Origin of the sequence: Streptomyces omiyaensis (genome assembly GCF_014650895.1) — a bacterium.
GTDB lineage: Bacteria > Actinomycetota > Actinomycetes > Streptomycetales > Streptomycetaceae > Streptomyces > Streptomyces omiyaensis.
This window is the reverse complement of sequence record NZ_BMVV01000013.1, coordinates 69,965-87,638: the sequence shown is the minus strand read 5'-3', so window position 1 is coordinate 87,638 and position 17,674 is coordinate 69,965. Positions and strand designations below refer to the sequence as shown.

At 75.8% G+C, this 17,674-nt stretch carries 13 protein-coding genes; 7 read left to right on the top strand and 6 right to left on the bottom strand.

The features are described from left to right. Window positions 1-69: 69 nt before the first annotated feature. A complete protein-coding gene (locus IE287_RS21965; protein WP_189850849.1) occupies window positions 70-438 on the bottom strand; it encodes a cupin domain-containing protein in 369 nt (122 codons plus the stop codon). A 179-nt stretch (window positions 439-617) separates the two neighbouring features. On the opposite strand from IE287_RS21965, the gene IE287_RS21960 reads away from it, so the two are divergent. Then, window positions 618-1,055 (top strand): SPW repeat protein, encoded by a 438-nt coding sequence (locus tag IE287_RS21960; RefSeq protein ID WP_189850848.1) that lies wholly within the window; start codon window positions 618-620, stop codon window positions 1,053-1,055. Between the two features lie 220 nt (window positions 1,056-1,275). Next, entirely contained in the window at window positions 1,276-2,565 is a 1,290-nt protein-coding gene (locus tag IE287_RS21955) for an ATP-binding protein (RefSeq protein WP_189850847.1), read from the top strand. A 3-nt stretch (window positions 2,566-2,568) separates the two neighbouring features. Here the strand turns inward: IE287_RS21955 and IE287_RS21950 are convergent, their stop codons facing one another. Beyond that, entirely contained in the window at window positions 2,569-3,480 is a 912-nt protein-coding gene (locus tag IE287_RS21950) for a carbohydrate kinase family protein (RefSeq protein WP_189850846.1), read from the bottom strand. Between the two features lie 145 nt (window positions 3,481-3,625). Here IE287_RS21950 and IE287_RS21945 point away from each other — a divergent pair, with 145 nt between their 5' ends. Beyond that, window positions 3,626-4,210, top strand: a complete 585-nt coding sequence (locus tag IE287_RS21945; protein ID WP_189850845.1) for a YdeI/OmpD-associated family protein — start codon at window positions 3,626-3,628, stop codon at window positions 4,208-4,210. An 18-nt stretch (window positions 4,211-4,228) separates the two neighbouring features. On the opposite strand, the gene IE287_RS21940 is transcribed toward IE287_RS21945, so the two are convergent. The 3 genes from IE287_RS21940 to IE287_RS38640 form a co-directional block, all read right to left on the bottom strand. Then, a complete protein-coding gene (locus IE287_RS21940) occupies window positions 4,229-4,759 on the bottom strand; it encodes a GNAT family N-acetyltransferase (protein WP_189850844.1) in 531 nt (176 codons plus the stop codon). An 80-nt stretch (window positions 4,760-4,839) separates the two neighbouring features. Next, window positions 4,840-6,036 (bottom strand): threonine synthase, encoded by a 1,197-nt coding sequence (locus tag IE287_RS21935; protein WP_189850843.1) that lies wholly within the window; start codon window positions 6,034-6,036, stop codon window positions 4,840-4,842. A 110-nt stretch (window positions 6,037-6,146) separates the two neighbouring features. Next, entirely contained in the window at window positions 6,147-8,327 is a 2,181-nt protein-coding gene (locus IE287_RS38640; protein ID WP_229883637.1) for a hypothetical protein, read from the bottom strand. 182 nt (window positions 8,328-8,509) lie between these two features. On the opposite strand from IE287_RS38640, the gene IE287_RS21925 reads away from it, so the two are divergent. Next, window positions 8,510-10,012, top strand: coding sequence for a PP2C family protein-serine/threonine phosphatase (locus tag IE287_RS21925; RefSeq protein ID WP_189850842.1), 1,503 nt, complete (start codon window positions 8,510-8,512; stop codon window positions 10,010-10,012). A gap of 108 nt (window positions 10,013-10,120) precedes the next feature. Here the strand turns inward: IE287_RS21925 and IE287_RS21920 are convergent, their stop codons facing one another. Then, window positions 10,121-11,611: a DNA-binding protein NsdB gene (locus tag IE287_RS21920; RefSeq protein WP_189850841.1), complete on the bottom strand. Its 1,491-nt coding sequence runs from the start codon at window positions 11,609-11,611 to the stop codon at window positions 10,121-10,123. A gap of 234 nt (window positions 11,612-11,845) precedes the next feature. Between IE287_RS21920 and IE287_RS21915 the strand changes: the two genes are divergently transcribed. The 3 genes from IE287_RS21915 (at window position 11,846) to IE287_RS21905 (ending at window position 17,615) form a co-directional block, all read left to right on the top strand. Further along, window positions 11,846-12,982 (top strand): aminoglycoside phosphotransferase family protein, encoded by a 1,137-nt coding sequence (locus IE287_RS21915; RefSeq protein WP_189850840.1) that lies wholly within the window; start codon window positions 11,846-11,848, stop codon window positions 12,980-12,982. Between the two features lie 334 nt (window positions 12,983-13,316). Further along, window positions 13,317-15,239, top strand: coding sequence for an N-acetylmuramoyl-L-alanine amidase (locus IE287_RS21910; protein WP_229883636.1), 1,923 nt, complete (start codon window positions 13,317-13,319; stop codon window positions 15,237-15,239). 159 nt (window positions 15,240-15,398) lie between these two features. Further along, on the top strand, window positions 15,399-17,615 hold the full coding sequence (locus IE287_RS21905; protein ID WP_189850838.1) for a terpene synthase family protein: 2,217 nt from the start codon (window positions 15,399-15,401) through the stop codon (window positions 17,613-17,615). Window positions 17,616-17,674 lie beyond the last annotated feature (59 nt).

The window sequence follows — 17,674 nt, the reverse complement described above, 5'->3', positions numbered from 1 at the left end:
CCGGAGGGCGGGGCGGCCACCGCGCCGCCCCGCCCTCCGCACGCACCTCCGCCAGGAGTCGAGGACCCGTCAGGCGGAGGACTTGGCGTAGTCGCCGAAGCCGACCCAGTCGAGGGCCACGCAGGGTTCGTCGCCGACGACCCAGGCGTCGTGCCCGGGGGTGACCTGCATGAAGTCACCGGCACCGAAGTCGTCCTCCTGGCCGTCGTCCATGACCACGTGCATCCGGCCGCTGACCACGTACCCCACGTGCGACGCCTGGCAGCTGTCCGTCCCGGCGATCGGTCTCACGTGCTGGGACCACCGCCAGCCGGGCTCGAACACGGCGCGCCCGACGGCGCCGTGGTCGGTGGTGAGCAGATCGAGCCTGCCCTTGCCGTCCTCGAAGGGACGGGTCTCGTCCGCTGAGTCGAAACTTCTCCGTACGATGCCGGTCATCGCCTCCGCCTCCCGGCGGTGAGAGCGGGTGCCCCGAGTCCTCTCCCAGCGTACGCCGCACCGGTCGGCCGCTCCTGTTCCCGCTTCACATAAGGAACATATAAGAGCACAATGGGACTGCGGCACTCGTGCCGCGAGCGCGGTCCGACAGCCAGTACGCCAGCAAGGAGGCGAGTCACATGGCCGACGTCTCTCACCGTCCCGGTGACATCGCGGGACACCCGGACGCGACGGAGATGCGCGCGCGCTACGCGCAGATCATGCAGACCAGAGGAGTGGCGGCCGTCGAGGAGCTCGTCATCCTCGCCGGCGTCTGGATCGCGGTCTCCGCGTACACGGTCCACTTCGCGGCCGCCAGGCCGGAGCTGGCCATCACCAACCTGGTCGTCGGGATCGCGCTCGCGGTCCTCGGCCTGTGCATGTCGATGGCCCCCGAGCGCGCCCAGGACCTGAACTTCGTGGTCCTGCTGCTCGGCGCCTGGACGATCGTCGCCCCCTGGGTCGTCACCCGGAGCCCCGACACCGGCATGGTGCTCAGCAACGTCATCGCCGGCGCGTGCGTCTGCCTGTTCGCCCTCACCGCGGGCGGACTGCTGATGAGCAAGCGCAGGACGTGAGGCCCCGTCCCCCGTCCCGTGCGGCGGCGGCCCCCTCCGGGACCGCCGCCGCACGCGCACGCGCCGCCGCGCCCAGTGACGAAGCGGCGCGTTTCGCCGCGCCGCCTTGTGCAGGATGGCGCAGGCCCGGTCCCGCCGCCCCCGCCTAGCCTCGCCGCAACGAGCCACACGGCACGCACAGGGCATGCCGACGGCATGCGCACGAGGGGCGGTACCACCGGTGAACTGGCACATCCACGACTACCGCGAGAACGATCTCGCCGCCGTCGTCCATCTGATCGACACCACGGCCGAGCTCGGCCAGGAGTCCGTCTTCTCGCTCGCCGAGTGCATCGGCGCCCTCACCTCCCGCCAGCCGGCCGTCGTCGCCGTCCACCAGGGCGTGCCCATCGGGGCGGCGCTCGCCTGCGTCTCCGGCGAGCGCGCCTGGGTGATGCGGGTCGCGATCGCCTCCGCCTGGCGCGGCCGGGGCCTGGCCAGCGCCCTCCTCGTGGAGCTGGAGCGCAAGCTCGTCGCCGCCCGGGTCGGGCGGATCGCGTACGTCCTGCCCGAGGAGGAGCTGCTCGGCGAGGGGCTCCTGAACGCCGGCTACACCCGCCAGCCCGCGGTCGCCTATTTCGAGAAGACCGAGCCGCTGCACGGTCCCGCCGCCGGCCTCCTCGAAGACCTCGGCGGACGGCTGCTCCCGGGCGACCTGTGGGCCAAGGTCGCCGGCATGGAGCGGGAGAAGGACCTCATCGAACGGCGGGTGGTGCTGCCGCTCGCGGAGCCCGAGCGGGCGACCCGGCACGGCGTCCGGCCGCCCCGCGCGATCTGCCTCTTCGGCCCGCCCGGCACCGGGAAGACCACCTTCGCCCGCGCGGTCGCCTCGCGGCTCGGCTGGCCGTTCGTCGAGATCCTGCCGTCGCGGCTGGCCGACGGCGGCAACCTCGCGGCGGCGCTGCGCACCGCCTTCGCGAGGATCGCGGAGCTCGACCGGGTCCTGGTCTTCATCGACGAGGTCGAGGAGATCGCCCCGGTCCGCTCCGAGCCCGCGCAGCCCGGCGGGCTGCACGGCGTCACCAACGAACTCCTCAAGCTGATCCCGGGTTTCCGGGAGCGCGACGAGCGGCTCCTGGTGTGCGCGACCAACTCGGTCCGCTCCCTCGACCCGGCCTTCCTGCGGCCCGGCCGCTTCGACTACCTCATCCCCATCGGTACGCCGGACAAGGCCGCCCGGGCCGCGATCTGGTCCCGCTACACGGACGGCCGCCCCGAGGTGGACATCGACGAACTGGTCCTCGCCAGCGACCTGTTCACCCCCGCCGACATCGAGCACGCGGCCCGGGTCGCCGCCCAGGCCTCCTTCGAGCGGGACCTGCTCGCCCCGGGCGGCCGGGGCACCGACGCCCCCGCGCCGGGCGCGAGCACCGCGGACTACCTGGCGGCGATCGCCGCCGCCCGCCCGACGGTGACGCCGGAGCTGATCGAGCAGTTCGCCGCGGACATCACGAGCCACGCCCGGACGTGACCGTCACCCGGCGGCGAGCGCGGCCTCCAGCTCCGCCCGGTCCGGGGGCCGGGCGCCGGACCGGGCGACCGTGACGGACGCCGCCGCGCCGGCCCTGACCAGGAGCGCGGCGAGCGCGGCGGGGCCGAGCGCGGCGAGCCCGGCCCGGTCCCGGCCGGCCAGCGCGTCGAGCACGGCCGACATGAAGGAGTCGCCCGCGCCGACGGTGTCCACGACGGCGACGGGCGGCGCACCCGCCGCCACCGTGTGCTCGCGGGTCACGGCGAGCGAGCCGTCGCCGCCCCGGGTGACGAGGACGACGGCCGGGCCGAGGGCCAGCCAGCGCGCGGCCACCTCCTCCGGGGGCTCCCCCGGGTGGAGCCAGGCCAGGTCCTCGTCGCTCGCCTTCACCAGGTCGGCGAGGGCCACGCACCGCTCGACCCGGGCCACGGCCTCCGCGCGGTCCCCCATCAGCGCGGGGCGCACGTTCGGGTCGTAGCTGACCGTGGCCGCGGGCCGCAGCCGCCCGGTCAGGGCGAGCACGGTGGCGGCGCCCGGCGCGGTGACGGCCGCGACGGAGCCGAGGTGCACGTGGCGGACCGGGCCCGGCGTCGCCGGCGGCTCCCCGGCGGTCAGCGTCCAGGCGATGTCGAAGGCGTACGCGGCACGGCCCCGCGCGTCGAGGGAGACGACCGCCGACGGGGTGCGGGCCGGGACGCCCCCGACCGCCACCCGCACCCCGGCGCCGGCCAGGTGAGCGGCGATCAGCCGCCCGGAGGGGTCGTCGGCGAGCTGGGTGAGCAGGGTGGTCTCCCGGCCGAGGCGGGCGAGGCCGTAGGCCACGTTGGCGGGGCTGCCGCCGGGGTGGACGACGTCGGCGGCGCCGGGTTCGCGGACGATGTCGGCGACGCACTCGCCGATCACCAGGAAGGACATGCGGTACACAGCTCCTCGGCACGGGTGCCCCGGTCCGGTTCGTTCCCCGTTCCCGTCGGGACCGGTCGGCGGCTGTCCCTATCTTGGTCCCGACCGCCCGGTGGACGCCGGGCACGTGCGCACGGACGAGGGGAAGGACGCACGCATGGAGACGATCGGTACGGACGAGGGGCTCGGGATCCTCGCCTTCGACGGCGGCGAGGAGCTGGAGGCGTGGCTCGCGGAGCACCACGGCGACACCCCGGGCATCTGGATGCTGCTGGGCCGCAAGGGCGCCGGGGTGCCCTCGCCGACGGCCGACGAGATCCTCGACTCGACGCTGGCGTACGGCTGGATCACCGGCAAGCGCAAGGCCCGCGACGAGCGCTCGTACCTCCAGAAGATCACCCCGCGCCGCCCGCGCAGCCTGTGGTCCCAGGTGAACGTGCGCCAGGTCGAGCGGCTGCTCGCGGACGGCCGGATGCGCGAGCCGGGGCTCGCGGAGGTACGGGCGGCGCGGGCGGACGGACGGTGGGCGTCCGCGTACCCCTCCCAGAAGGACGCGACGGTCCCCGACGACCTGGCGGCGGCCCTCGCGGCCCGGCCCGCGGCGGCCAGGGCCTTCGGGGCGCTGGGGAGGACGGACCGCTACCTGGTGATCCTCGGCCTCTGGCAGGCCAGGACGGCGAAGACCCGGGCGGCCCGCGTCGCGCGGGCGGTGGACCGCCTCGCGGAGGACGGCACGGCCTGATCCCGGCGCCGGGCCGCTTCAGGTCCCGCGGCGGTACAGCACCTGGTGGGCGTCCCACTCCACGAAGGACCCGGCGTGCTCCAGGCCGACCGCCTCCAGGAGGCGGCGGGAGCGGTCGTTGGCCTCCTGGGTGACGGCGACGACGCTCGGGACCGTCTCCAGGACCCGGGCGACGACCGCGGCCACCGCCTCGCGGGCGTATCCGTTCCCCCAGTGCTCGGGCAGGAACTGGTACGACACCTCGGTCTCGCCGCCCCGCCCGGCCGCCTCCACGGTGACGAGGCCGAGCAGCACGCCGTCCTCGGCGCGCACCACGGCGTGGCGGCCGGGCGCGCCCACGATCCGCCGCTGCCGGATGGCGACGACCGACGGGACGACCGGGCCCCCGAGGTGGCGGCGCACCTCCGGGTCGGTCCAGAGCCGGGTCACGGCGGACAGGTCCGCGCCGCGCACGGGACGCAGCAGCAGCCGCTCGGTGCGGAGGGCCTCCCCGCGCGGCGCCCCGGCGCGGCCGGGCCGCGCCGGCCGGGGGGACGGCGTGACGGTCATGCGTCCATCATCGCAGTCCGGCGCACCGGCCGGCCGCGGGTGAGGCGCCGCGGAGGACGGCGGAGCGGGGAGGGGCGGGTTCAGCGCGCCAGCAGGGCGCGCACGGCGTCCCAGTCCGCGTCCATCGGCGCGACGGCCTCGCTCCCCGTGGCCACGTCCTTGTACCCGCTGGAGGTGACCACGCAGACCACGGGCCCGTCCTCGCCGGCCGGATCCGGTCCGTGCGCGCGAAGACCGGCGAGCCCGGCCGCGGCCGACACCTCGCACCAGACGCCCTGGGCCGCCAGCTCGGACCGCGCCGCCGCGAGCCGGTCCTCCGTCACCGTGCGCGCGCCGCCGCCGGTGCGCCGGACGGCCAGCACCCCCCGGTAGCTGTTCACCTCGCAGTCGATGGCGTACGCGGCGGTCGGGCCGACCGGGACGCGCGCGACCGGGCGGCCGGACCGCAGCGCCTCCGTGAGCGCTCCCGCGGCCGCCGGCTCGACGCCGTACATCCGGGGCACGGACCCGGTCGCCCCCAGCCGCGCCAGCTCCTGGAAGCCCTTGGCGACGCCGAACAGCAACTCCCCGTATCCGGTGGGCACGTGGACGGCCGCGGGGGCCCGCCCGAGCGCGAGCGCGATCTCGTACGCGATCGTCTTGTACCCCTCGGGACCGAAGGGGTGCCCGGTGTGCGCGGAGTCGGTGACGCTGCTGACGGACTGGAAGCCGAGCTCGTCGACGATCCGCCGCATCAGCGGCCGTACGGCGGCGTGCGGGACGGTGAGGACGGTCGCGCCGTAGGCCCTCAGGTGGGAGGCGACGGCGGGCGGCGCGTCCGGCGGGGTGAAGACGGCGCACGGCAGCCCGGCGCGGGCCGCGTAGGCGGCCGCCGCCGCGCCGTGGTTGCCGGAGGAGGAGACGACGACGCCCCGGGCGCCGGAGGCCGCGGCGGCGCTCACCGCCACCCGGTTCAGACGGTCCTTGTGGCTCCACGTCGGGTTGCGCGACTCGTCCTTCGCCCACACCCCGTCGGCCAGCCGCACCAGCGGCGTGTTCCCCTCCCCGAGTCCCGGCGCGGCCAGCGGGGGCAGCAACGGCGCCCACCGTTCGAGCCCGTGCGCGGCGGGCGCGTCGAACAGGTCGGCCGGCACCGCGTCGTAGTCGTACTCCACCTCCAGGGGGTACGCGACCTCCTCGGTGGAGGTCACCGGACACCCGGCGGTGAGCGGCGGCCAGAGCGGGTGCCGCACGGACGGGTCGGCGAGCGAGCGCTGGGCACGGGCGAGAGACGTCACGGGAAGCCTTCCTGCCGGAACCGGAACCGGAGCGGGAACGGGGCCCCGAGGACGGACGGGGGCCGGGGCGCGGGGACCGGGACCCGGCCCGTGCGGGCCGCGGGCGGCGGTCACCGGGTGTGCATGCGGCGGCGCAGGGCCTCCAGGGCGCCCGGCCGGCGGCCGGGGACCCGGCGGCGGAGCGCCACCAGGGTGGGGCCGAGCGCGCGGGCGCGGGCCGGGTCGGTGATCTGCTCCCACTGGTGGTGGGCCCGGTCCACCGCGCCCTCGACGTCCCGGTCGTCCGGCTGCTGGCGCAGCCCGAGCCGCGCCTCGGCCACCGCGAGCCAGAGCTCGCAGCTGCGGGCCGGTTCCCCCGCCAGGCGCGCGAGGTCCGCCCGCACCTCCATCCAGTGCACGGCCTCCCCCGACCGGGGCCCGAACCGGCGCAGCGCGTCCCGCTCCCACGCGGCCGCCATCTCGGCCGCCTCCGCGTGCCGCCCCGCCATCGCGGCCGACAGGATCGCCGGGTGCGGATCGTGCGGAGCCGCCTCCGCCACCGGCGCCGGCGCGTGGCCCGCGCGCCGCGGATCGCCCCCGCCGGACGGGCCTCCCCGCCCGGCGCCCCCGGCCTCCGCCGCGGCGGCCGGGGGCGGGGTGGGAGCCGGAGCGGACGCGGGAGCGACGGGGCGTGCGGGCGAGGACCGGACGGGCGCGGCGACGGGCCCGGGGGCGCCGCCGGGTCCGGCCGAAGCCGGGACGGGCGCGGATGCCGCGGGCGCGGGCGTCGCGGGCGCGGCGGGGGCCGGAGCGGACGCGGGCGCCGAGGGCGGTGCCGTGGGCATCGGCGGGACGGCGGCCGTCGCCCGCTCCCCCCGCGCCGGCACCGGCTTCACGGTCCCGCGCTCGGGTTCGGCCCCGGCGCCGGCCGGTCCCGCGGCCTCACGCACGCGTCCGGTACCCCCCGGAAGCGGGCCCGGCGCACCGGCCGCAGCAGGAGGGGCCGCAGCCGAAGCCGCCACGAAACCGGCGGGAAGCGGCGGCACCCCGGCCGCCGGGACACCCTCCCCGGCGGAGCCGGCCCCACCCCCGGGGACGCCGGTGGCCACCGGCACGTCGGCGGGTACGGACCCACCCGCCGCCACCGGAGCGGGAGCCGGTACGGGGACAGGGACCGGTACGGGAGCGGGAGCCGGTACCGAGGCAGGAGCGGGAGCCGGTACCGGAGCCGGCGGCGAGGCCGGGGCCGAAGTCCGGGGAGCGACCACGGCAGGGGCCGGAGCGGGGTCGGGGACGGGAACCGGGGTCCCGGCCCCCGCCGCGGCCGGGACCGGGACGGGGTCCGGAGGCGAGGCCGGGACGGGGTCCGGGGCCGGAGCCGACGGCGGGGCCGGAGGCTCGGCCACGGCCGGAGCGGGAGCCGGAAGCGCAGACGAGGCGGGAGCCGGAGGCGCCTCCTGAACCACGTTCGTGGCCGGGACCGGGACCGGAGCCGAGGCTGCGGCCGGGACCGAGGTCGGAGCCGGGGCCGGGACCGGGGAGTGCTGCCGGGGTGCGGGGGCGGGGGCGGGGGTGGGGGTGGGCGCCGGAGGGTGGGACGTCGGGGGGTGGGGGTCCGGGGTCAGGAACAGGGTCCGGGGGGCGCCGGTGCGGGCGGCGGCCTCCGCGTGGAGCGCGGGGAAGGGGAGGCGGGTGCCGGCGCGCCACTGGTCGGCCCAGGCGCGGAGGTAGTCGGGGGCGGTGAGTTCGCCCCGGCGCGGCGGGGCCGTGACGCGGGCGTAGAGCGCCGGGGCGGGGTTCAGGCGGAGGAGGTCCGGGCCGGTGCCGAGGCGGGTCCAGGCCTCCGGGTCGGCGACGAGGTCGGCGACGACGGTCGTCGTCCCGGCCGGGCGGGCCGCGGCCGCCTCCGCGAGCCAGTGCCAGGGCAGCGCGGTGTAGCGGAGGGCTGCCGAGGTGCTGCGGGCCAGCGCGAGGTGCGGCAGCTGCTGGCGCCGGTCCAGGTGGAGCTGGCCGGCGAGGAAGAGGACGAGCGGACCGGGGCTCTGCGCGGCGGCGCGCAGCCGGGTGAGGACGGTCTGCGGGTCGATGGGATCGGCGAGTTCGACGAGCGAGGCGGTCGCCGTGCCGGTGAGGACGCCGGGCGGCACCGCCGCGAGCGCGGGCAGCACGGAGGCCGCGTCCATGGTGCGGCCGCGGCCCGCCGGGGCCGCCGCGAGCAGTACCGCCGTGCCGGACGGAGCCGAAGTCACCGCCGCCTCCCCCTTGTCCGTGCCCACCGCGCCCGCCGTACCGTTCGCCTCGTCGCTCACCACACGTGCACCGTAACCCGTTGTGCGGCGGCCGATGACGGCCGGGCCTTTGGCATATGTCAGAAGCACCACCGGATCGAGTGTTGCCAAACCCCTTACGGCCGCTTCGCCCCTGTGCCACAGTCGTCTCCTGGACCCGTCCCCACCCGGGCCCGGGCCCGCACCGCGCCTGTATCGGAGTACGCATGCCGTCCCCTCTGTTCGCGGACCACTCCGCCCAGCCTTCGGAGCCGGGTGCCGTGGACGCGCTGATCTCGCAGACGAGCCGTCTGCGCGGCGAGGTCGACGCCGTCCGGCGGGACGCGGCCGCCCACGACGACGACCCCCGGCAGCGCTGGCAGCGCGCCCTGTGCGACCTGGCGATGCGTCAGCTGGACGACCTGCGGGCGCAGTTCGGACAGCTCAGGGACGGAGCCCCGGCCCCCGCCGTCCTGCCCGCGCAGCCGGGTCCCGCACCGGAGGACGCCGCACCGGAAGGCGGACACCCCGTCTACGACGGCTCCTTCACCGCGGACGCCGGTGCCGCCTACGGGCGGCCGCCCGCGCGCACCGGCTCGCTGCTCACCCGCGTCGGCAGCGCCGAGTGGAATCTGCTGACCGACGAGGTGAGCTGGTCCGAGGAGCTCTTCCAGATCTTCGGACGCTCCCGCGAGCAGGGCCCCATGTCGCTCGACGAGATGCCGACGGTGGTCTTCTCCGAGGATCAGCCGCGGCTCCAGACGATGGTGACGGACTGTCTGATCGACGGGAAGCCGATCGACGGCGAGTTCAGGATCGTCCGCTCGGACGCGAAGGTCCGCACCGTGCACATGACCGGTGAGCCGGTCCTCGACGCCGACGGCTGCACGGCCTCCATGTGGGCCGTGCTGCGGGACGTCAGCGAGCTGCGGCGCAGCGAGCGGGCCGTCCGCGAGAGCCGGGACAGCCTGGAGCGCAGCCGCCACGCCGAGCGCACCGAGCGCCGGGTCGCCGTCGAGCTCCAGGAGGCGGTCCTCCCGCCGTGGCGGGGCTCGCTCCGCTTCGCGCACGACGGCCCCGCCCCGCTGGACGTGGCCGGCCGCTACTTCCCGGCCGCCTCCACCGGGCTCATCGGCGGGGACTGGTACGACGCCCTCGCCCTGCCCGCCGGCGACGCGCTGCTGACCGTCGGCGACCTGACCGGCCACGGGGTGGCCGCGACCTCCTCCATGGCCATGCTGCTCGGCGCGCTGCGCGGCATGGCTGTGGCCGGGATCCGGCCCGGCGCCCTCATGGGCCACCTCAACCAGCTCCTGGAGGGCTCCGGCCAGCCCGCGCTCGGCAGCGCGATGTGCTGCCGCTACGACCCGGTGGCGCAGACGCTGACCTGGGCGCAGGCCGGCCACCCCGCCCCGCTGCTGTTCCGCGGCGGGACCGGACGCCCGCTGCGCCGCCCCGAGGGCGTCCTGCTCGGAGCGACGACGGGGGCCTCGTACGGGGAGACGGAGACGCCGCTCCGCCCCGGTGACGTGCTCGTGCTGCACACCGACGGGCTGACCCGGGGCGCGAACGTCCTCGACGACACCGGCGTCGGCCGGCTGCTCGCCCTCGCCTCCCGCCTCGCGGAGGCCCGGGACGCGCAGGAGTGCCTGCGGTCGGTCCTGGAGGAGTTCGGCGAGGAGGCACGCGAGGACGACGCCTGCGTGATGGTCGTCCGCGTCGGCCCCTGAGCCCGTTCGCCGGATCGCCGGCGGGACCGTCCCGGTCCCCGTCGGCCTCGTCGCGCCCGTCGCGGACCGGCGTCGCGCCGCCCGCTCCCGGACCGGACCGGGCCGCCCTCAGACCAGGCCCGATCGCGGGGTCTCCGGCGAGCGCGGCAGCTCCGCCTCCAGCTCGGCCCGCAGGTCCTCGATCTTCGAGTAGCCCGCGTACTGGCCGGTGAGCCGGTACATCTCGCGCAGCCGGTACCAGGTCCGGTGCGAGGAGGTCTCGCCCATGGAGATCAGCGCCAGCCGGGCGTAGCGGTCCGCCTGCTCGGGGTCGTCGGCGATGAAGCAGGCCGAGGCCATCGAGATGCGGTCGAAGAGCTTGGAGCGGTCGTGTCCGTCCCGCCGCAGGTCCAGGGCGAGCCGGGCGTGGCGCTGCGCGGTGACCGCGGCCGTCGGGTCGTGCTCCGCGAGGGTGCGGTAGGCGAGGGCCTGCATGCCGTGCATGTCGGCCTCGTCGAAGCTCTGCATCCAGCTCGGCGTCTTGTCGTGCCGGTCCGAGACGAAGAGGTCCTCGGCCTCGCCGAGGGTGCGGCGCATCGCCTGGCCGTGCCCCATGGACGCCTGCGCCCACGCCTCGATGGTGTGGAACATCGCCCGGGTGCGCGGCAGCAGCCGCTCGCCCGCACCGGACTTGGCGAGCTTCATCAGGTCGAGGGCGTCGTCGGGACGGCCCAGGTGGACCATCTGGCGGGCGGCGCGGGAGAGCGCCTCGCCGGCCCGGGGGCGGTCGCCGCTCTCGCGGGCCGCGTGGGCGGCGATGACGAAGTACCGCTGGGCGGTGGGTTCGAGGCCCACGTCGTGGGACATCCAGCCCGCCAGGACGGCGAGGTTGGCGGCGACGCCCCACAGCCGGCGCTGCAGGTGCTCGGCGTGGCGGTAGGCGAGCATGCCGCCGACCTCGTTCAGCTGGCCCACCACGGCCTTGCGCTGGAGGCCGCCGCCCCGGGAGGCGTCCCAGGCGCGGAAGACCTCCACGGAGCGCTCCAGCGCCTCGATCTCCTCCGACCCGATGGGGGCGGCCTCGTAGCGGTCGTACCCGGCGGGGTCGGCGTGGAGGGGATCGGTGGCCCGGTGGGCCGCGGTGGGGCGGGAGGGCTCGGTCCGGAGCCAGTCGTGCAGGGAGCTGTTGAGTGCGGATCCGGCGGTGAGCGCGATGCCCGCGCCCATCAGGCCGCGTCGGTTGAGCATGAGGTCCATTCCCGTGAATTCGGTGAGGACCGCAGCCGTACGGTCGGGAGCCCAGGGCATTCCGTCAGGGTTGTCGTCGTTGTTCCTGACGTCCTGCCGCGTTCCGGCACGCCCGCGTCGTACGAACCCGAGGTCCTCGATGGTCACGACACGGCCGAGTCGCTCGGTGAACAGGGCGGCCAGCACCCGGGGTACGGGATCGCGCGGGGTCTCGCCCCTGTCGATCCAGCGCCGCACCCGCGAGGTGTCGGTCGACAGCTGGGGATGGCCCATGGCCGCCGCCTGCCGGTTGACCAGTCTCGCGAGTTCGCCCTTGGACCAGCCGGCGAGGCCGAAGAGGTCCGCCAGGCGGGTGTTGGTCTGTCCTGTCACGTCTAAGCCCCCAGGTTCTCGGCTGAGTTGACAGTAGCCCCCTGTCATAGGGCTGGCGACTATTCGCCAGGGTTCGCCAGGGTGCGCCCGGTGTTCCGCTACCCGGGCGCGGGTGTGATGTAGGTATGCGCCACCCCGCCCCGTCGACCGGCCCTCATTTTCCCCAGGGTGCGGACCGGGGGCGGGCGGGGCGACGCACGCGATTCGTCGGCCACGAAGGGATCTGTCACCTCCATGTACACAGCATCGTCCTCCGTGTCCGCCCCGCCCCGGCCGCAGACCCGCCTGGCGCCGGCCGGTGCCGGACCGTACCTGGCCCCCGCGCAGCGGACCGTGCGGCCCCGGCCCTGGGCGGCCGGGACCGGCGCCGGAACCGGTGCCCCGGTCAGCGGCAGGATCGACCTCTCCGGCCCCCAGGGGGCGCAGCTCAAGGTCGCCATCGCCGCGGTGCAGCGGATCTGCCCGGAGTTCAACCCCGTGCAGGTGCTGCGGCGCAGCGGCCGGTCCGTCCTGATCGTCGGGACGACCGGACGCACCACGGCGGTGGCGAAGTGTTTACTGGACCACTCCCCCGCGTGGGTGGAGCGGTTCCGGCACGAGATAGCTTCCTACCGCTCCTTCGTCCGCCACCGTCCGCCGGTGCGCGCGCCGCGGCTGATCGCCGCGGACCCGGAGAACTGCACGCTGGTGATCGAGAGGATGCCCGGGCGGGCCGCGGCCCTCTCCCGCCACCCCGTCGAGGCCCCGCCGCGGGCCGACGTGAGGGCGGCCCTCGGGGCGATCGCCCGGCTCAACGCCTGGCGGCCGCCGGCCGGGACCTTCGACGCGCCGCTGGACTACGGGGCGCGGATCGCGCGCTACCACGAGCTGGGTCTCTTCACCGACCGGGACCGTGACGACCTGCAGAAGCTGCTGCACGGCCTGGCCCACGCGGGCGGCCGTCAGGGCATGGGGCAGTTCTGCCACGGCGACGCCCTGCTCTCCAACATCCTCCTCTCCCCCGCCGGTCCGGTCCTGGTCGACTGGGAGCACGCGGGCTGGTACCTGCCCGGGTACGACCTGGCCACGCTGTGGGCGGTGCTCGGTGACGCGCCGCTGGCCCGCCGCCAGATCAGCCAGATGGCACAGCAGCAGGGCCCGGCCGCCCGGGACGCCTTCCTGGTGAACCTGATGCTCGTGCTGACCCGCGAGATCCGCACGTACGAGACGGCCGTGCAGCGCACCATCAGGGAGGCCCCGCCGGCGGGCACGGTGCCGACGCCGTCGGGCGCACTGGCTCCCGGGGAGGAACAGCGGCTGCTGCTGAGGCGGCTGCACGACGACTGCGCCATGGCACGGCGGGCCGTGCGCGCGGCGGTCGGGACGCGCTGACGTCCCGGCCGCGAGACGGGGGTGTGCGCCGCGCACCCGGTGCCGACACACCGGGAGTGCGGCGCTTCGCCGTTTCCGGGGGCGGTCGCCCGGACGGGCGCGGACGTCCTCATTGGTCGAGACCACCGACGCGTCCCCGGTGGGCGGGCCGCCACCGCGAAAACGGCCGCGACGGAGCCGCACCACCGCGCTGACGTGGGAACTCGCCTGTGGCGAGGCGTGATTGACGGATGGTCCGGGAGCCGCTACCCCTGGACGGGTTCGGTCCCGCACGCCCCCGTGTCACCCCCCACCCCTGGAGGCTGCCTTGCTCCGTCCCGCGTCCCGAGGCCGTGTGCTCTCGCTCGCCGCGTCCGCGGCCCTGCTCCTCCCGCTGCTGTCGGGCGCGCCGCCGGCCGGCGCCGACGCGCCGGAGGCGGACTCGCTCCAGCGCCGGTTCGCGGCGGCGGCCGAGCGCCACGGCGTGCCGGGGAGCGTGCTGCTCGCCGTCTCCTACCTCCAGTCGCGCTGGGACGGTCACGCCGGCGCGCCCAGCGTGACCGGGGGCTACGGGCCGATGCACCTCACCGACGCGGCGACGGCCCTGGCCCGTTCCGTGCCGCACCACTCGGCGGACGGGGAGGACGCGCGGGGCGACACCGCCCGGCCCGCCCGCACCGGGGCCGGGACCGCGGTGCCCGCGCCGGAGGAGCTGCCGGCCCGGCTGCGGACCCTGGAGCGGGCCTCGGCGCTCTCCGGGATCCCGGCGGAGGAGCTGCGGACCTCGGCGGCGGCGAACATCGAGGGCGGCGCCGCGCTGCTCGCGGCGGCCCAGCGGGAGGCCGGTCTGCCGCCGAGCGCGGACCCGGCCGACTGGTACGGGGCGGTGGCCCGTTACTCGGGCGCCGACGACGCCGCCACGGCCGCGGCGTACGCGAACGACGTCTTCGACGTGATCCGCACCGGCGGGGACCGGGTCACGGACAGCGGGCAGCGGGTCGTGCTGGCGGCCGCCCCGGCCGTGGCGCCGCGGACGGAGCAGGTGGCGGCGCTCGGGCTGCGGGCGCCGGCGCGGGGCCCGGTGGAGTGCCCGGTGACGGTGGCGTGCGAGTGGATCCCGGCGCCGTACGAGGAGTTCGGCGACGGCGACTACGGCAACCACGACAAGGCGGACCGTCCGGTCTCGCAGTCGATCGACTACATCGTCGTCCACGACACCGAGGCGACCTGGGACGTCACCCTGAAGCTGGTCCAGGACCCGGCCTACGTCTCCTGGCAGTACTCGCTGCGCTCCTCCGACGGGCACGTGGCCCAGCACCTGCCGCTGAAGGACGTCGGCTGGCACGCCGGGAACTGGTACGTGAACGCGAAGTCGGTGGGTCTGGAGCACGAGGGCTTCCTGACGGCCCCGGACTCCTGGTACACGGAGGCGATGTACCGCAGCTCGGCCCGGCTGGTGCGGTACCTGGCGAAGCGGTACGACATCCCGCTGGACCGGCAGCACGTCATCGGGCACGACAATGTGCCCGGGACGGTGGCGTCCTCGATCCGCGGGATGCACACCGACCCGGGTCCCTACTGGGACTGGGCGCACTACTTCCGGCTGCTGGGCCGGCCGCTGACGCCGAGCGCGGGGCCGCGGGCGGGGGTGGTGACGATCCGTCCGGAGTACGGGGAGAACCGGCCGGTGTACACGGGGTGCGCGACGGCCGGGGAGGCGTGCGCGCCGCACGGCAGCGGCGCCGTGCGCCTGCACACCGGGCCGGACGCCGACGCGCCGCTGGTGAAGGACGTCGGGCTGCGGCCGGGCGGGCAGGACTCCACGACGGGGGTCGACGACACGGGCGCGCGGGCGTCGACGGGGCAGAGCTACGCGGTGGCGGAGCGCCGGGGGGACTGGACGGCGATCTGGTACCTCGGGCAGAAGGCGTGGTTCCACGACCCGCGGGACCGGCCGGCGGCGGTGAACGCGCGGGGGCTCGTGCTCACTGCGCGCGAGGGCCTCGCGGAGGTGCCGGTGTACGGCCGGGCCTATCCGGAGGCCTCGGCCTATCCGGCGGGGGTGCCGGTGCAGGCGGTCTCCCCGCTGCCGTACCGGCTGCTCGCCGGGCAGGAGTACGTGGTGGGCCACAGGACGCCCGGCGAGTACTACTACGCACCGCTGTTCGACAGCAGCAACCACCGGGTCGTGCGCGGCCGGGAGGAGTACTACCAGATCCAGTTCGGCCATCGGATCGCCTTTGTGAAGGTCGCTGACGTGCGGGTTTCCCAGGGCTGAGCGGGCTTGGCCGAAAGGCGCGGGGTGGCGCCGGGGTCCGTCCCCGGTGCCACCCTTTCCTCTGCTCATATGACTATTACCGAGCCCGAGTTCGGCGGCCGGGGCAGGGGTAAGGCTGGGCCGGAACAGCACCCGCCCACCGGAAAGGCCCGTCCGCACATGCCTCAGCCCTTCGCCATGCCGGATTTCTACGTCCCGTATCCGGCGCGCCTCAACACCCATGTGGAGGCCGCCCGGACGCACACCCGGGACTGGGCCCGCGCGATGGGGATGCTGGAGGGCTCCGGGGTCTGGGAGACGGCCGACCTCGACGCGCACGACTACGCGCTGCTCTGCGCCTACACCCACCCCGACTGCGACGAGGACGCGCTCAACCTCGTCACCGACTGGTACACGTGGGTCTTCTTCTTCGACGACCACTTCCTGGAGGTCTTCAAACGCACCCAGGACCGGGCGGGCAGCAAGGAGTACCTCGACCGCCTCCCCCACTTCATGCCGGCCGACCCCGCCGCCGGCATGCCCGAGCCGCTCAACCCGGTGGAGGCCGGCCTCGCCGACCTGTGGCGGCGCACCGTCCCCTCGATGTCCGACGGCTGGCGGCTCCGCTTCGCCGAGGCCACCGAGGCCCTCCTGCACGAATCCCTCTGGGAGCTCGACAACATCAACGAGGGACGGATCGCCAACCCCCTCGAATACATCGAGATGCGCCGCAAGGTCGGCGGCGCCCCCTGGTCCGCCGGACTCGTGGAGTACGCCGCCGGCGCCGAGGTCCCCGACCGGGTCGCCCGCTCCCGCCCCCTGCGGGTGCTCCGCGACTCCTTCTCGGACGCCGTCCACCTGCGCAACGACCTCTTCTCGTACCAGCGCGAGGTCGAGGACGAGGGCGAGAACAGCAACGGCGTGCTCGTCCTGGAGCACTTCCTCGGCTGCTCCACCCAGCAGGCCGCCGACGCCGTCAACGACCTGCTGACCTCACGGCTCCAGCAGTTCGAGAACACCGCCCTCACCGAAGTGCCCGCGCTCGCCGTGCAGGAGGGGCTCACCCCCCTGGAGTGCGCCGCGATCGGCGCGTACACCAAGGGACTCCAGGACTGGCAGTCGGGCGGCCACGAGTGGCACATGCGCTCCAGCCGGTACATGAACGACGGCATGGCCGACGCCGCCGCCCCGGCACTCGGCACCGGCGTCCTCGACGTCCGGAGCCTGTTCGGCGGACGGCCCGCCGAGGCCCGCCTCCGGGCCCTGGGCCACACCCCCCACCGCGCCGTCGGCCCCTCCCCGCTGCCCGACCTCGCACTGCCCTACCCGCTCGCCCTCAGCCCGCACCACCAGGAGGCCAAGCGCCGCTCCGAGGACTGGGCCGAGGCGATGGGCCTGCTCGACGACATCTGGGACCGGCCGCTGATGGAGGGCTTCGACCTCGCCCTCTGCTCGGCCGGCATCGACCCCGACGCCACCCTGGAGGAGCTGGAGCTGAGCGCCCTCTGGCTGACCTGGGGCACCTACGCCGACGACTACTACCCGATGGTCTTCGGCCGGAAGCGCGACCTCGCGGGCGCCCGGGCGCAGACCGCGCGGCTGAAGGCCTGCCTGCCGGTGGACGACCCGGCCGCCGCGCCGGAGTTCGCCGGGAACGCGCTGGAGCGGGCCCTCGCCGACGTCTGGGCGCGGACCGCCGCCCCGATGGGCCGGGAGGCGCGCACCGCTCTGTGGAGCTCCCTCGACGCGATGCTGGAGAGCTGGATGTGGGAGCTCCACAACCAGGCGCAGCACCGCGTGCCGGACCCGGTCGACTACGTGGAGATGCGGCGCAGCACCTTCGGCTCCGAACTGACGCTGCTGATGGGCCGGCTGCGCACCGGCTCCGTCCTCCCCGAGGAGGTGCACCGCTCGGGCACGGTCCGTGCCCTGGAGAACGCCGTGGCGGACTACGGGGCGCTGATCAACGACCTCCACTCGTACCAGAAGGAGGTCGAGGTCGAGGGCGAGCTGCACAACGGCGTGCTCGTCCTGGAGAAGTTCTTCGACGTCGACCGGGAGACCGCCGTCGGGATGGTGCACGAGCTGATGCGCGGCCGGCTGCGTCAGTACGAGCACCTCAAGCAGCGCGAAGTGCCGCTGATGTACGCCCACTTCGAGCTGGACGCGGAGGGCAGGGCGGCCTTCGAGGCACGGCTGCGGGAGCTGGAGGACTGGCTGGCTGGCGTGCTGCACTGGCACCGCTCGGTACGGCGGTACGGCGCCGGGGACGTGTACGCCGGCGCCGGGACCCCGCTGCTCCGCGAGCGCGCCGACGACGCGGCCCCCGTGCCCGACTGGACCACCCCGCGCGGACTGGGCACCACGGCGGCGCGCGTCGCGACCGCCTTCGCCTGACGGCCCCGGGAGGCTCCGGGAAGGACGGAAGGGCCGCCCCGGGACTCCGGGTCGGCCCT